This window comes from Barnesiella sp. (assembly GCF_022723415.1).
In the GTDB taxonomy this organism is placed as follows: Bacteria; Bacteroidota; Bacteroidia; order Bacteroidales; family Barnesiellaceae; genus Barnesiella; species Barnesiella intestinihominis.
Map to the genome: position 1 here is coordinate 1 of NZ_JAIJHU010000044.1, position 15,206 is coordinate 15,206.

The 15,206-nt window shown below is 41.6% G+C and carries 16 protein-coding genes and 3 tRNA genes; 18 read left to right on the plus strand and 1 reads right to left on the minus strand.

Annotated elements, in window-relative coordinates; translation table 11 throughout:
- Positions 1–140 precede the first annotated feature (140 nt).
- The 12 genes from infC (at position 141) to QVD32_RS09610 (ending at position 7,264) form a co-directional block, all read left to right on the plus strand.
- Positions 141–671 carry a translation initiation factor IF-3 gene (gene infC / locus QVD32_RS09555; protein ID WP_040295798.1) on the plus strand — a complete coding sequence of 177 codons (531 nt, stop codon included), beginning with the start codon at positions 141–143 and terminating at the stop codon, positions 669–671.
- 52 nt (positions 672–723) lie between these two features.
- On the plus strand, positions 724–921 hold the full coding sequence (gene rpmI / locus QVD32_RS09560; protein WP_008860710.1) for a 50S ribosomal protein L35: 198 nt from the start codon (positions 724–726) through the stop codon (positions 919–921).
- A 120-nt stretch (positions 922–1,041) separates the two neighbouring features.
- Entirely contained in the window at positions 1,042–1,386 is a 345-nt protein-coding gene (rplT, locus tag QVD32_RS09565) for a 50S ribosomal protein L20 (protein WP_008860709.1), read from the plus strand.
- 572 nt (positions 1,387–1,958) lie between these two features.
- Positions 1,959–2,510, plus strand: a complete 552-nt coding sequence (locus QVD32_RS09570) for a DUF1599 domain-containing protein (protein WP_008860708.1) — start codon at positions 1,959–1,961, stop codon at positions 2,508–2,510.
- Positions 2,491–3,837, plus strand: coding sequence for a BT_3928 family protein (locus QVD32_RS09575; RefSeq protein WP_021892217.1), 1,347 nt, complete (start codon positions 2,491–2,493; stop codon positions 3,835–3,837). Before QVD32_RS09570 ends, QVD32_RS09575 begins: the two co-directional genes overlap by 20 nt.
- 33 nt (positions 3,838–3,870) lie before the next feature.
- Positions 3,871–4,626: a triose-phosphate isomerase gene (tpiA, locus tag QVD32_RS09580; protein WP_021892218.1), complete on the plus strand. Its 756-nt coding sequence runs from the start codon at positions 3,871–3,873 to the stop codon at positions 4,624–4,626.
- An 83-nt stretch (positions 4,627–4,709) separates the two neighbouring features.
- Positions 4,710–5,213 (plus strand): SPOR domain-containing protein, encoded by a 504-nt coding sequence (locus QVD32_RS09585; protein WP_021892219.1) that lies wholly within the window; start codon positions 4,710–4,712, stop codon positions 5,211–5,213.
- 9 nt (positions 5,214–5,222) lie between these two features.
- Complete coding sequence (folE, locus tag QVD32_RS09590) at positions 5,223–5,831, plus strand: GTP cyclohydrolase I FolE (protein WP_021892220.1); 609 nt, start codon at positions 5,223–5,225, stop codon at positions 5,829–5,831.
- 111 nt (positions 5,832–5,942) lie between these two features.
- Positions 5,943–6,018 (plus strand) — tRNA-Gly (locus QVD32_RS09595).
- 22 nt (positions 6,019–6,040) lie between these two features.
- Positions 6,041–6,122: transfer RNA gene (locus QVD32_RS09600), tRNA-Leu, on the plus strand.
- A 24-nt stretch (positions 6,123–6,146) separates the two neighbouring features.
- Positions 6,147–6,230, plus strand: a tRNA-Leu gene (locus QVD32_RS09605).
- 461 nt (positions 6,231–6,691) lie between these two features.
- Positions 6,692–7,264, plus strand: a complete 573-nt coding sequence (locus QVD32_RS09610; RefSeq protein ID WP_021892222.1) for a hypothetical protein — start codon at positions 6,692–6,694, stop codon at positions 7,262–7,264.
- Positions 7,265–7,536: 272 nt separating this feature from the next.
- Here QVD32_RS09610 and QVD32_RS09615 read toward each other — a convergent pair whose 3' ends face one another.
- Entirely contained in the window at positions 7,537–8,304 is a 768-nt protein-coding gene (locus QVD32_RS09615; protein WP_021892223.1) for a hypothetical protein, read from the minus strand.
- A gap of 297 nt (positions 8,305–8,601) precedes the next feature.
- Between QVD32_RS09615 and dnaN the strand changes: the two genes are divergently transcribed.
- Genes dnaN through rlmB form a run of 6 tightly spaced genes read left to right on the plus strand, consistent with a single transcriptional unit; the run spans position 8,602 to position 15,180 of the window.
- Complete coding sequence (dnaN, locus tag QVD32_RS09620; RefSeq protein ID WP_008860702.1) at positions 8,602–9,729, plus strand: DNA polymerase III subunit beta; 1,128 nt, start codon at positions 8,602–8,604, stop codon at positions 9,727–9,729.
- Positions 9,730–9,757: 28 nt separating this feature from the next.
- Positions 9,758–10,558 (plus strand): 3'-5' exonuclease, encoded by an 801-nt coding sequence (locus QVD32_RS09625; RefSeq protein ID WP_008860701.1) that lies wholly within the window; start codon positions 9,758–9,760, stop codon positions 10,556–10,558.
- A gap of 26 nt (positions 10,559–10,584) precedes the next feature.
- The gene (gene coaBC / locus QVD32_RS09630; protein ID WP_021892224.1) at positions 10,585–11,793 is read left to right on the plus strand and encodes a bifunctional phosphopantothenoylcysteine decarboxylase/phosphopantothenate--cysteine ligase CoaBC; all 1,209 of its coding nucleotides are present in this window, start codon (positions 10,585–10,587) and stop codon (positions 11,791–11,793) included.
- A gap of 53 nt (positions 11,794–11,846) precedes the next feature.
- Entirely contained in the window at positions 11,847–12,746 is a 900-nt protein-coding gene (gene porD / locus QVD32_RS09635) for a type IX secretion system protein PorD (RefSeq protein ID WP_046416560.1), read from the plus strand.
- Positions 12,747–12,758: 12 nt separating this feature from the next.
- Positions 12,759–14,441, plus strand: a complete 1,683-nt coding sequence (gene recN / locus QVD32_RS09640) for a DNA repair protein RecN (protein WP_021892226.1) — start codon at positions 12,759–12,761, stop codon at positions 14,439–14,441.
- Entirely contained in the window at positions 14,428–15,180 is a 753-nt protein-coding gene (gene rlmB, locus QVD32_RS09645) for a 23S rRNA (guanosine(2251)-2'-O)-methyltransferase RlmB (RefSeq protein WP_021892227.1), read from the plus strand. Before recN ends, rlmB begins: the two co-directional genes overlap by 14 nt.
- Positions 15,181–15,206: the final 26 nt, after the last annotated feature.

Genomic DNA, 15,206 nt, shown 5'->3' on the forward strand with positions numbered 1-15,206 from the left:
GAAGGTGATAAAGGTTCGATGAAAATTGCTACCTTTGCCGAAAATTTAAATGCAGAAGTAGAAGAATTACTCAAAGAATGGTAGTCTGAATGGATAAAAAACCGCAACCGCAACCGCAGTCTAATAGGCCAAACAAGCCTATGCCTGCAAAAAAGAATGATATAAAAGACCAATATCGTGTCAATGAACGTATTCGGGCGAAAGAAGTTCGTTTGGTCGGTGACAATGTAGAGCAAGGGGTATATACCATACAAGAAGCTATACATATGGCTGATGAACAAGGTCTTGACTTGATAGAAATTTCGCCTAATGCAGTGCCGCCGGTATGTAAGATTTTAGATTATCAAAAGTTTCTCTATCAGCAGAAAAAACGTCAGAAAGAGCAGAAAGCTAAGTCGACGAAGATTGTTGTTAAGGAGATTCGTTTCGGACCTCAAACCGATGATCACGATTATAATTTCAAATTGAAACATGCCATCGGTTTTCTGAACGAAGGAGCAAAAGTGAAGGCTTATGTCTTTTTTAAGGGTCGTTCTATTCTGTTCAAGGAACAGGGTGAAGTGCTCTTGTTGCGTTTCGCGAACGATTTGGAAGACTATGGAAAAGTGGAGATGATGCCGGTTCTGGAAGGTAAGCGTATGATCATCATGATAAGCCCGAAGAAAAAATAAATAGGATATTTGACAAACTATTCATTCAATTATAAAATTAAAATTTAGTAAAATGCCAAAGATTAAAACTAATTCCGGTGCCAAAAAGAGGTTCGCCCTTACCGGAACAGGAAAAATCAAGAGAAAACATGCTTTCAAAAGTCACATTTTGACTAAGAAAACGAAGAAGCAAAAAAGAAATCTTACTCACATGGGAACGGTAAATACCGTTGATGTAAACAATGTAAAAGCATTGTTGGGTATGAAATAAGCTTCGGCGATTTCTAAAATTTTTCTCAAAAAAGAGTAGTTTCAAATTTTATTAACCGAATGTTTTTAGCTTGAAGTTTACCTTGAACGGTAGCGCTAACATTCAAAACAGAAAAAAACTATGCCAAGATCAGTAAATCACGTTGCTTCAAGAGCAAAAAGAAAAAAGATTCTTAAACTTACCCGCGGTTATTATGGTTCTCGTAAAAACGTTTGGACCGTTGCCAAAAATACTTGGGAAAAAGGTTTGACGTATGCTTATCGTGACCGTAAAAATAATAAGCGTAATTTCCGTGCGTTGTGGATTCAACGTATCAATGCGGCTGCACGTCTCGAAGGTATGTCTTATTCTAAGTTAATGGGTGCACTGCATAAAGCAGGAATCGAAATTAATCGTAAAGTCCTTGCCGATTTGGCAATGAACAATCCCGAAGCATTCAAAGCTATCGTTGAGAAAGTAAAATAAGACAAAGGGATTTGTAGTTTTATATAAAAAATTAGGGGTTGCCATTCATGGTAAACCCCTAATTTTTTTATTGAAAATATTTTGTTTATTCAAAGTATTTGGTTAGCTTTGTATCAAAGACAAGAGAAAGCCCGGTCGTATCAAAGTAGATTGGGAAACTCATCAAAAATTATGAAATGCCGAGACAAGCTTTTCGTTCCAATGGCGGGCCACGCCTTTCGAGGTATGCTTAGCACGGTGGATTACAAAGGGGCGAAGGCTCTCAAATCCTGTCTTTCGGAGTTTCATCGCATCCTTTGATACGACCCCTTTATATAGCCCGACTTTTATAGAGTCGGGCTTTTTTAGTGTAAAATTTGATGTTGCGGATAAAAATTCATCGCTAATCCCACGGATTTTTTTACTGAACTATAAAAATGCTGGAATAAATATCGATCGTTATTTGAATACAAGTATTTAGAATAAAATTGTATCTTTGTATGCGAAAGTCGGAAGTAGTTGGGCTTTGTGTAAAGCGGGTATATTTTCACCTTTGCATGTAGTCGGTTGCTATCTTTGAAAATACATTTATCATGGCAGATACTATTGCACAGTTCGAACACGTTATTTCTATTTGCAGGGATTTATTCGTCAAGAAGCTGAAAGATTATGGCGCTTCATGGCGGATTATGCGTCCGCAGTCGGTCACCGACCAAATCTTTATTAAGGCAAAACGTATAAGAAGTATAGAGACGAAAGGCGAAAGTAAAATAGATGAGGGTGTCCGTTCGGAACTAATCGGAATTGTTAACTATGGTATTATAGGATTAATTCAATTGCATCTCGGATATTCCGATTCGGAGGATATAACTGTTGAGAGGGCTTTGGATTTGTATGACAAATACATGACGGAAACAAAGGAGTTGATGTATGCCAAAAATCATGATTACGACGAGGCTTGGAGAAGTATGCGCATCAGTTCATACACCGATTTGATATTGACAAAGATTTGTCGGACTAAGCAAATAGAGAATAACAACGGTAAAACTCTTGTCTCGGAAGGGGTCGATGCCAACTATATGGATATGATTAACTATTCATTGTTTGGTCTTATAAAAATAGAATATGGCGAACAAGACGATTAAAGACAATAGGAAATCTTCTTTGATTCAATGGCTTGTTTTTCTATCTCGCTTGATCGTAGGCGGAACGTTTGTGCTTTCGGGGTTCGTGAAGGCTATCGATCCCTATGGCACGGTTTATAAGTTTCAGGATTATTTTTCGGCGTTTCATCTCGATTTCCTTTCTTCTTTTGCCATGCTTTTTTCGGTGGCTCTTTCTGTCATCGAGTTTGTGTTAGGAGTACATCTGCTGTTTGGATCTTATCGTAAGTCTACCCCTCGGCTGATCTTTATTTTTCTTTGTGTGATGACTCCTGTCACTCTTTATTTGGCAATAGCCAATCCTATATCCGATTGTGGTTGTTTTGGGGATGCGGTTCATCTAAGTAACTGGGCTACATTTTTCAAAAATGTATTGCTATTGATTATCGTATTGTTTTTAGTTTACCGGAATACCTCTTTAAGAGCTTTGTATAATCAGCAGGTGCAATGGCTCACCGGATTGTATTCGCTGTTGTTTGTCTTCTTTTTTGTTTATATTGGTACGTATTATCAGCCCTATCTCGATTTTCGGCCTTATAAAATAGGCGTAAATATACCGGAAGCATTAGCTGTCGAAGAGACGGAGCGTGAATTTGTGTTCATTTATGAGAAGAACGGCGAGAGGAAGGAGTTTTTACTCGATAATCTGCCTTCGGAAGAAGAGGGGTGGATATTTGTAGATAGGTATGAAAAGGCAGTTTCGGGACAGGAATCCGTAACACCGATAATCGAGGATTTTACTATCTATCGTGGTGCGACCGATATAACCGAAGATATTATTTATGACGAGAACTATCGTATTCTATTGCTTTCGCCAGATCTTGAAACTGCCGATGATAGTGAGGTCGACCGAATTAACGAGCTTTATGATTATTGTGTCGAGCGTGGATATGAGTTTGCTTGCGTTACGGCTTCTACCCCGCAGGGTGTAGAGGCTTGGCAAGAAAATACAGGGGCGGAATATCCGTTCTATTTTATGGATAAAACGGTTATCCGCACTATTGCGAGAGGAAATCCGTGTGTGCTGTTATTGAAAGGGGGAACGATATTACGAAAAACTTCTCCTTCACAATTGCCCGATGAGACTTTGTTGGTTCAGCCGCTGGATAAGCTTACATACGGTCAGCCGGAAATTTATCGACCAGAAAGGCGGATATGGTTTATCGTTTTGTTATATGCCGTGCCGATGCTCTTTTTGTTGTTGACCGAGAAAACCGTGGCGATGATAATCGGACGCGTACGGCAGTGGCGGGATGCCCATCGTCGAAAGAAAAAGGAGACTGAAAATAATATAATAGAAGGAAAATAATGTATAGTTTTAACCAATAAAAATTTATTTGTTATGAGAAAAAACATTGTTGCAGGAAACTGGAAAATGAATACTACTCTTCAAGAAGGAGTAGCATTGGCTAAGGAAATAGATGCCGCTTTGGCAGGGGTATCTACTAAGTGCGATGTTATCATCGCTACTCCGTTTACTCATTTAGTGTCGGTGGTCAATGCCATAGATACCAAACGTATCGGGGTAGGTGCTGAAAATTGTGCCGATAAAACGGAAGGCGCTTATACAGGAGAGGTTTCTGCCAAGATGGTGGCATCGACGGGTGCTCAATATGTTATTCTCGGTCACTCCGAACGTCGTGCATATTATCACGAAACTCCCGAAATCTTAAAAGAAAAAGTTCTTTTGGCTTTGGCTAATGGGCTGACTCCTATTTTTTGTATCGGGGAAGTTTTGGAAGAACGTGAAGCTGGAAAACATTTCGATGTCGTGAAAGCTCAGGTGGAAGAATCTTTATTCAACCTTTCTGCTGAGGATTTCGGAAAAATCATTTTGGCTTATGAGCCGGTTTGGGCGATCGGTACAGGAAAGACTGCAACTGCCGACCAAGCTCAAGAAATACATGCTTTTATCCGTAAGACCATTGCCGACAAGTATGGAAAAGAAGTGGCAGAGAATACTTCGATCCTTTATGGTGGAAGCTGTAAGCCGAGCAATGCAGCCGAGTTGTTCGCTAAACCCGATGTAGATGGGGGGCTTATCGGAGGTGCTGCTTTGAAAGCCGATTCATTTATGGGCATTATTACTGCATTCTGATAAAATAGACTTTATAAAGGCTGCAAAAGTAAGAATAAATACTTATTTTTGCAGCCTTACTATTTTGAATGAAAACGTTGGTTATGCGCAAGTCTCTTTTTTTTATTTTGCTGTTGGCCATGATTGGTTTAACGAATGGGGCGCAAGCTCAGATTGCCGTTATGGATACCTCGATCGTTCAGTATCTCGAACGACCCGAGACGGGTGGTAAAGTCAAGGTTGTACAACCGGCTCAGTTGGCTAAGCGGGTAAGTCGGGCAGAAGGGGTGATAAAGTACGACGGAAATAAAGGTTATGCCCAGTCTTCGGGATTTCGTATACAAGTATTTTCCGATAATGACTATCGTACGGCTAAAAATAATGCCTTATATAAAGAGGGACTTATTCAACAGGCTTTTCCCGAATTGGAAACATATGTGACTTTTACGTCTCCGTTTTGGCGATTGAGAGTGGGCGATTTTCGTTCGTATGAGGAAGCCGGAAATGCGTTGATACAATTAAAGAAAGAGTTTCCCCAAATGGCACGGGAGATGCGTGTCGTTCGGGACAAAATACATATACAGATACATCAGGGATTTACAGAATAACTTTGAGCGATGGAGGAAGAACAGTCTGTTTTGGCCTCGGAGGAGCAACGCCGCATTTGTAAAGAATTGGCCGAGCACTATCGAGCTATTATTTCTTTGTTGGGCGATGATCCTGACCGTGAGGGATTGCGCAAGACTCCCGAACGTACGGCGAAAGCGATGATGCAATTAACAAGAGGATACCGTCAATCGGCGCAGGAAATTATATCATCGGCAGTATTTGAGCATACGGGATCTCGCATTGTAGTAGTACGCGACATTGAGTTTTATTCTTTTTGTGAACATCATTTACTTCCCTTTTTCGGGAAAGTCCATGTCGGGTATATCCCGTCTGGCGGTATTGTCGGTTTGAGTAAAGTGGCTCGTTTGGTCGAAGTGTTTGCCCGGCGTTTTCAGGTGCAGGAGCGTCTTACGGCACAGATTTGTCAAAGCCTTACCGATACGCTTTCTACCGAGGGGGTGATGGTCGTCGTAGAAGCTCGCCACCTTTGTATGCAAATGCGAGGAGTCGAGAAGCAAGGAGCTGTTACGGTTACATACGATAGTAGTGGTAAATTCGAACAGGAAGAGTGGAGACGAGAATTTTATTCTCTTATCGGGAAAAATTCTATCGGATAATAACTTTCTATGATTCAAAAGCTAATTGTTTTGTAGGAGCTTGTCCGATGAAAAAAATTAGTAAACCATTTGCATAAACCGAAAAGTAAAACTATCTTTGCACTCGCAATTGCGAAAATAGCTCAGTTGGTAGAGCACAACCTTGCCAAGGTTGGGGTCGCGGGTTCGAGTCCCGTTTTTCGCTCCATCGGTATCTTTCGGTGGTATATGCCCAGGTGGCGGAATTGGTAGACGCGCACGTTTCAGGTGCGTGTGTCGAGAGGCATGCAGGTTCGAGTCCTGTTCTGGGCACTTTCTAATAGATACTGTAATACTGTCCGGGTGGTGGAATTGGTAGACACGCTACTTTGAGGGGGTAGTGGGCGTTGGCTCGTGTGAGTTCGAATCTCATCTCGGACACTTAAAAGGGGATAAATATTATTTATCCCCTTTTCTTTTTTGTTGTCTACTTATTCATATTTACTTTCACTTCTTTTGTTTTGTTTGGTCGAAAATTTTTGAATGAAAGGTGGATTTTGACTTAGCGACATGATTATTCTCCGAAAAATTTGTAGATTTACATTTATGTAAGAAAACTCTTTATGGTATGGTTATACGTAGGCAGCCTGTAATTTCTTGGCTTTTGGAAAAGAATTATTTTTTTGATCCAACTAAAATCTCAATTCTTAGGGTTGAAAATATAATACATCAGGAGTATCTTTTAAATGGTATGAGGCATCTTGCGCAAGTTCGTGAGATGAATCCTGATTGGGGACTTCCTGAGTTATTGATGCCTTCGTTTAAAAAGTGATGGGGAAAAGTGAGAAATCTTTTTCAACGATAGAACCCCAACTTTTTCAAGAGTTTTACCGAGAGAAGGTGTGCGGTATTTAATAGATGGGGAGATTACGATAGTTTATGGTTTTGGCGAAAATCAAGCGTATGTTTGGCTTTTTAGGGTGAAAAATGATGTTAGTTATTTATGTAATTATTTTTATTTTGGCCCTAAAGAAGCAGATTATAGAAATATCGGTTGTAGTCAAACGATATTGGGTGACCCTATTTTCCGAGGTGGGTCTTGGGAGGAAAGAAGCCGGGTGTATGTTGCTGTGTCTAGTTTACTTGTGACATATCTTGCTGTCAAAAAGTATGCTAAGGTAGAAACAATAGTTGTTCCTGTAAATGCTGTACGGGTTGTTGAAGATACCATTCAAGGATATAAGGGCAGAGAAAAAATTCGAAACAATAGTGGGCAGGAAGTCATTGTCATGGATTCTCGCTGGTTTGTTAAAATTGTCAACGATAATGATATTTTTGTGCGAGGGTTTTTTCGCTTTCAAAACAAGAAAAATGAGCTAGGGGATTGGTATAAAGAGTTGATCTTTGTGGATTCTTATGTGAGACATGGTTATCATAGAAATGCTAAGATTGAGGATAATTTGAGTGATAAATAAAATCTTTTCGAGGTTTAGTGTCGTGAGGAGAGGATTGTTTATTATTTGTAGCATATATGAATAAGCTAAGTTTTTGTATAGGGGCTTGAAAAATAATCTGTTATATTGGGTATCAAATAGTAAAATATTATGTTTGAGTTGATATTCAGACTGATAGTATAGGCTTGTTTCACGGTTTTTAGTTTTCCGTTATGGGGCAAACGGTTATTTCTTCTCAATCGTTGTTAGATGGATAACTGTTTTATTTTTTATCGAGCCGATGATTCATTCCGTTATTTTGTAGTTTCAGAGAGTGATGTGGTTGTAGCTGCTGTTGCGGTTGAGTCATTGGAGAAGGTTGCTACTTTCTCGTCGGCTTTCTTTTCGAACAAGTAGATATTTTCCCCTTGCCATCTACCTGAGTTGCGATACGAATTTTCTGGTATTTGCCGCAAAAGTCTTGCCGCAGCTTGGGAATCGAGAGCTTGGCGTGTGCGTGTGAATTGTTCTCGTCGGCTTAATTTGTCTACGGTTTGTTGGGCTTCCCGGAATAAAGAAGATTCGAAAGAGATAGCAGTGACGCCCGGAGCAAAAAGCACATGCAAAAAAGAACCGTTGTGCAGAGCGTAGTGGTTGACAGTAATCGAACCTTCGGTTTCGCAAACGGGGCGGTAATTATTCGATATTAGCCGGGGTAGTATCTTTTTTAGATTTTTTTGTTTCTGTCGGGGCATGCAGTACCAGATTGCAGCTTCCCCTGCTTCTGAAAAAGAGATGGTTATAGCGCTGGTTTCGGGTAATCGGGCCGAAGAAAGTATTTCTTGCCATAACGATAGGATAGGGAATACTCGTCGTAAAATGGGTAAACGAGGTGTAATGGAGTCGATTTGCGATACTTGCTCTATTTCAAGAATTATTTTACTTTCTTCTGCGGGAATATAATCATATATACCGGCCGTTTTATATGCTTTTTCGAGCAGGTAGTTTTGCCGGAGGATATAGCCTCCTATCAGAATTAGGCATAAGGCTATACAAATAATACTTATATTCTTTTGATTCATCTTATATTCTACAAATATAACGAATAAATGAGCGTAAAGCCAAATATAAAAATAATATTCGAGAAATGAATAAGTTTCGAGGAAAAACCGGGAGGAGGCAATCTTGTCGGTATTGTCTGTTGATAACTTCTTTATTTATTCTGTCGAATTAGTCGGTAGAGAAAAAAATTTTCATTACATTTGTTCGTTAAAGATATGAGGGCAAAGTACCGAGTAGGTTGCTTTGTTCGGGCTTGATAGTCAGTGAAAGAGCTATCGAGAGAATGTAGTGAAACAAATAAATAAAAAGATATATTTATGAAATTTATCGTATCCAGCACGCTGTTGCTATCGCATTTGCAAACTATTAGCCGAGTAATTAACTCGAAAAACTCGATGGCTATTCTCGACAACTTTTTATTTCGTCTCGAAGGAACTCGATTGTCTATGACGGCATCGGATCAGGAGACGACTATGACTACGGCTATCGATGTAATGGAAGCCGAGGGAGAGGGTGTTTTTGCTGTCAATGCGAAAATATTGCTCGAACCGTTGAAAGAGTTGCCCGATCAACCATTGACGTTTGAGATCGATGACAATAATTTGGAAATATTCCTCTACTTCCAGAACGGACGCTATAACTTTATCGGGGTGAATGGTGACGAGTATCCTACCAAAATGCCGATGGATTCTTCTGCGGTATCGTTTTCTGTCGAAGCTCAACAATTACTTAACGGTATAGGTTGCACGTTGTTCGCTACTGCCGAGGACGAACTTCGGCCAATTATGAATGGTATATTCATGGATATTTTTGAAGATAGCGTTTCTTTCGTCGCTTCCGATACACACAAACTGGTTCGGTTCAAAAATCAGGGCATTGCCCCCGGTGTACGGGCAGCGTTTATACTACCGAAAAAACCGGCCAATTTGTTGAAGGCTATACTCCCGAAAGAGAGTGGAAAGGTAGAGTTGGCTTTTGATTCGAAAAATGCATGTTTCAAACTTTCGGATTTTGTTTTGAATTGCCGGCTTATCGAGGGTAATTATCCCAATTACAACTCGGTTATTCCGACGAATAATCCCAATCGTTTAATTATCGACCGCGCTTTGTTTGTCAACGTCTTGCGTCGTGTATCCGTATTTGCCGATGCTGCTTTGGGATTGGCTAAATTACAACTGAAAAACGGGGAGTTGGTCGTATCTACCGAGAATAAGGACTACTCGATTTCGGCAGAGGAAAAAGTGGCATGCAATTATACCGGCGACGATTTGACTATTGGATTTAAAGCTTCGTTTTTGATAGAAATCTTGAATAATATATCGGCGACCGAGGTACTCGTAGAACTTTCGGATCCGACTCGCGCCGGGGTGATCCTACCGCTGGAAAATAAAGAAAATGAAGATTTGTTGATGCTGTTAATGCCGATGATGCTCAGCGATTTTTAATAAATTCTAAGCGATTGAATAACAGAAAATGAATTTGAACTTAAAGAATCCGCTTGTCTTTTTCGACTTGGAAACGACCGGAACGAATATAACGACCGACCGAATTATAGAGTTGGCTTATGTAAAGGTGTTTCCGAACGGAAAAACAGAAGAAAAAGATATTTATATCAATCCGGGAATGCCCATTCCTCCGGCTTCGACGGCCGTTCACCATATTACAGACGAAATGGTGGCCGATAAGCCGTTGTTCAAAGATGTGGCGCGGAATATTGCGAAGGTGTTCGAGGGAGCCGATATTGCCGGATTTAACTCCAATCGTTTTGATGTTCCTCTACTTATAGAAGAGTTGTTGAGAGCCGGGGTCAATCTCGATATATCGAAAAGGAAGTTTGTCGATGTACAAACTATCTATCATATCATGGAGCCTCGCACGTTAAAAGCCGCTTACAAATTCTATTGTGGAGCGCCGTTGGTCGATGCCCATTCGGCTTTGGCCGATACGCGGGCGACTTATGAGGTGTTTAAGGCTCAGCTCGACCGTTATACGGAGGAGATGAAAGAAGAGTATGAAGGAAAGTATCTCACGAACGATATAGACTCGTGGGTATCGTTTTCGACTCAAAATAGAAATGTAGATTTCGCAGGGCGTATTATTCTTAATGAGTACGATGTGGCTGTATTTAATTTCGGGAAATACAAAGGGCGTTCCGTCGAGGAAGTTTTCCAATTAGAACCGAGTTATTACAGTTGGATGATGCAGGGTGATTTCCCGTTGAATACGAAAAACGTCATAACTGAAATATATACTCGCGCACGCCGGCGTTTCTAAATTGCGTAAAAAATAGAGCTTCAACGATGTTGAAAGGAAAACATATCATATTGGGTATTACGGGTAGTATAGCCGCGTATAAAGCAGCCTATTTACTGCGTCTGCTGATAAAGCGGGGAGCCGAAGTACAAGTGGTAATGACTCCCTCGGGGAAAGAATTCATTACGCCGGTTACCTTGTCTTCGCTGAGCGGCAAGCCTGTGGTTAGTGAGTTTTTTACGGCCAATACCGGCGAATGGCATAGCCACGTCGATTTGGGGCTTTGGGCAGATGCTTTGCTCATTGCACCGGCCACGGCTGCGACAATCGGTAAGATGGCCAACGGGATAGCCGATAATATGCTTGTTACGACTTATCTGTCTTGTAAAGCTCCTGTTTTTGTGGCTCCGGCAATGGATTTGGATATGTATGCCCATGCTTCGACACAACGTAATTTGGATATGTTGAGGTCATATGGAAATCATATCATAGAACCGGCTACCGGTGAGTTAGCCAGTCATCTTACCGGCAAAGGACGTATGGAAGAACCCGAGAAGATAGTCGAAATACTCGATCGTTTTTTTGAAATTTCTAAGCCGCTTTCCGGGAAAAAAGTCTTGATTACAGCGGGACCTACTTACGAGAAAATCGATCCGGTGCGTTTTATCGGTAACTACTCGTCCGGGAAAATGGGATTTGCCCTTGCAGAAGCCTGTGCCGAGGCGGGAGCCGAAGTTATGTTGGTTGCTGGCCCGGTGAGTCTGAAAACGAATCATTCATCGATCGACCGTATCGATGTCGAGTCTGCCGAAGAAATGTATAGGGCTGTGCTATCCGAGTACGACCGGTCGGATATAGCGATTATGTGTGCGGCCGTCGCCGATTATGCTCCCGAAACGGTAAGCGATGTGAAATTGAAACGAACAGGGGAAGACCGGATTCTTCGGCTTCGACCGAATCCCGATATAGCGGCAGAGTTGGGACGAAGAAAAAGACCCGGACAGTGTTTGGTGGGTTTTGCTCTCGAAACCAATGACGAGGAAATGAATGCCCGTTTGAAGATGGAGAAAAAGAATCTTGATTTTATCGTTTTGAATTCATTGCGGGATGCGGGTGCGGGATTTCAGTGTGATACGAATAAAGTAACTGTTATCGGTAAGCAGGGAGAACCGATGGAGATTCCGTGTAAGCCCAAGATCGAGGTTGCTGCCGATATTGTCGATATTATCGGCCGTTATGTGTCGGAGGATCGTTGAATCTTAAACGGTAGAAACTCCTCCATTTGAGTGTCTTGGATAAGAGAGATGATATGAAAAGAAATGTCTTGTATTTTTTACTTCTCCTCCTTCCTTTCCTGTCAGCTGCACAGGAGTTGAATTGTCGTGTAGAGGTGAATAGTGACCAGATACAGGGCACGAATAAAGAGGTGTTTACGACTTTAAAGGAAGCTATAACCGAGTATATTAACGATAGAAAATGGTCTACGGCCCAAATTTCGCCGGTCGAACGGATAGATTGTTCCATGCTTTTTACCGTTAAGGAATATACCGATAATCGGTTTGTCTGCGAGTTGCAAGTGCAATCGCGGCGTCCGGTATATAACAGTTCCTATACGACGACACTCATCAATTTCAAAGATACCAAAGTAGAGTTCAATTATCAGCAATACGAACCGCTTGTATTTTCCGAGACAAGTATAGAGAGTAATCTCACGGCTGTTATCAATTTTTATGTTTACATGATTCTCGGAGTCGATTTCGACAGTTTCTCGCCTATGGGGGGAACTCCATTCTACGAATTGGCACATCAAGTGGTGAATCTTGGACAATCTTCTATGGAAGCCGGGTGGAAGGCTTTTGAAGATACCCGTAATCGCCATGCTTTATTATCGGCGTTTATCGAGCAGGGCACTGCCGGATTTCGACAGTTATGGTATGACTATCATCGAGGCGGTTTGGACGAAATGGCTTTGAGTGTAGATAAAGGACGGGCAAAAATAACCGATGCTATACAGCAATTACAGAAAGTATACGAAGCTGCACCGATGTCGGTACTCATTCCTTTATTTAAAGATGCAAAACTCGATGAGTTGGTAAATGTGTATTCAAAAGCTCCGGTTTCGGAAAAAGAATCGGTATATGAAACGTTGAGTGGTATCTATCCTACCGAGAATACGATACTCGAGAAAATACGTCAGACGGAAAGATAAAGTGTAGTTACTATGATCAAGAAATTGAGTATTCGCAATTATACGCTTATCGATGAACTCAATATTGAATTTAACTCGGGTTTTTCGGTGATAACAGGTGAAACGGGGGCCGGTAAATCTATCATATTAGGTGCATTGTCGTTGATACTGGGGCAGCGTGCCGATTTGAAATCATTGAAACGTACCGATGAAAAGTCGGTAATAGAAGGTCTTTTCGATATATCGTCGTATCATCTGCAATCTTTTTTTGAAGAGAACGAACTGGACTATGATGCTAAGGAGTGTATTTTGAGAAGAGAGATTCTTCCGTCGGGCAAGTCGAGGGCTTTTATCAATGATACGCCGGTTTCTGTGACTCAGTTGAAATCATTAGGAGAACAGCTTATCGATATACATTCTCAGCATCAGAATCTTTTGTTGGCCGATTCTCATTTTCAGTTACGTGTCGTCGATACGATGGCCGGAAATTTTAGTTTATTGTCCGATTATCAACGGGAGTATCGTTCGTGGCATGAATTATTGAGAGAATATGCTCGATTACAAGATGAAAATCGATCGGGTAGGGAAGAAGAAGATTATTTGCGGTATCAGTTGTCCCAGTTAGAGGAGGCACAATTGAAAGAAGGAGAGCAAGAAGAATTGGAGGTAGAGCAGCAAACGTTGCAACATGTCGAGGAAATAAAGGGCGAGTTGGCGGTTATTCAGGGATATTTGCATGAAGAAGAGACTGGTGTTGTTCCTCTCCTGAATGCAGCATTGTCCAAAATGAAATCTCTCTCCCGGTTATACCCCGAAATCGATGAGTTGGTGGGACGGATTGAATCGGATTATATCGATTTGAAAGATATTGCTTCGTCGGTCGATCATTCCCAAGATAGCCTGAGTGTAGATCCCGATCGATTGTCTTGGGTTGAAAATCGTCTGGATATTTACTACTCTTTGCAGCAGAAGCATAGGGTGAGTACGACCGTTGAATTGTTGGCTCTGAGAGATTCTTTTGCCGATAAGTTGACCCGTATCGAAAATTTCGATGAGGAACTGTCGGAGCTAAGGAGAAAAATCGAGGTGCAGGAGAGAAGGGTGAGTGAGCTTGTCGGCAAACTTTCGTCGGAACGGAGAAAAGCTGCCGATCAAATATCCCGAACGTTGACTGAAAGGGTGAAACCTTTGGGGATGCCGCATCTGCGGTTCGAAATAGAAATTTCTCCTCGTCAGCAATATGACGAAAATGGAGGTGATATTATTCGTTTTTTGTTTTCTGCCAATAAAAATCAACCGTTACAATCGGTATCCGAGGTCGCTTCTGGTGGAGAAATATCGAGATTGATGCTTTCGTTGAAAGCTCTCATTGCTCATGCTATGGCATTACCCTCGATTGTTTTTGACGAGGTCGATACGGGTGTGTCGGGAGAGATTGCCGATAAGATGGCCGGAATTATGAGGGAGATGGCCGAGTGCATGCAGGTGATCAGTATCACTCATCTGCCGCAGGTCGCTTCTCTGGGACAAACGCATTATCGGGTTTATAAAAGTGATACGGAAACATCGACAGCCACTTATTTGATTAAGTTATCGGAAAAAGAGAGGATCGAGGAAATCGCTCGTATGCTGAGTGGTTCCTCTTTGACAGCTGCGGCTTTGGATAATGCTCGTGAATTATTGAAACGTAATGACTTGAAAGATGGAAAAAAATGAAATGATTTTTGGCATCCGAGCTGTAATAGAAGCAGTGGAAGCCGGAAAGGAAATAGATAAGATTTTGGTAAAAAAAGACCTTCAAGGCGATTTGGCGAAAGAACTTTTCGATTTGATAAAAGGTCGTGGATTTTTCGTTCAGCGTGTACCGGTCGAACGATTGAACCGGATTACCCGCAAAAATCATCAAGGAGTGATCGCTTTTATTTCGGCGGTGTCGTATCAGCGGTTGGGAGATATAATCCCTTCTTTGTTCGAGGAGGGGAAGGTTCCATTCATTGTTCTTCTCGATGGAATTACCGATGTACGTAATTTTGGAGCGATTGCTCGAACGTGTGAATGTACAGGCGTAGATGCCATTGTGTTACCCGAACGGGGAAGTGTCAGTGTGAATGCCGATGCGGTAAAAACTTCGGCGGGAGCTTTGTTGCATATCCCTGTTTGTCGGGAGCGCTCGATACATAGTGCTATTCGTTATTTGAAAGATAGCGGGATTAAAGTGGTCGCTGCTTCTGAGAAGGCTGTTATGAATTACACACGGGTGGATTATACGGTCCCCGTAGCAGTGGTTATGGGCGCTGAGGATACAGGGGTCGATGCCGATAATTTACGTTTGTGCGACGAGATGGTTGCTATCCCTCAGGTTGGGAACATCGGTTCGCTCAATGTTTCTGTGGCAGCGGGCGTCATGATGTATGAAGTGGTTAGACAAAGATTTAGCGGTGATTCAGTTTTTTGATTTATAGAGAAGAAGGAATAAAGTTT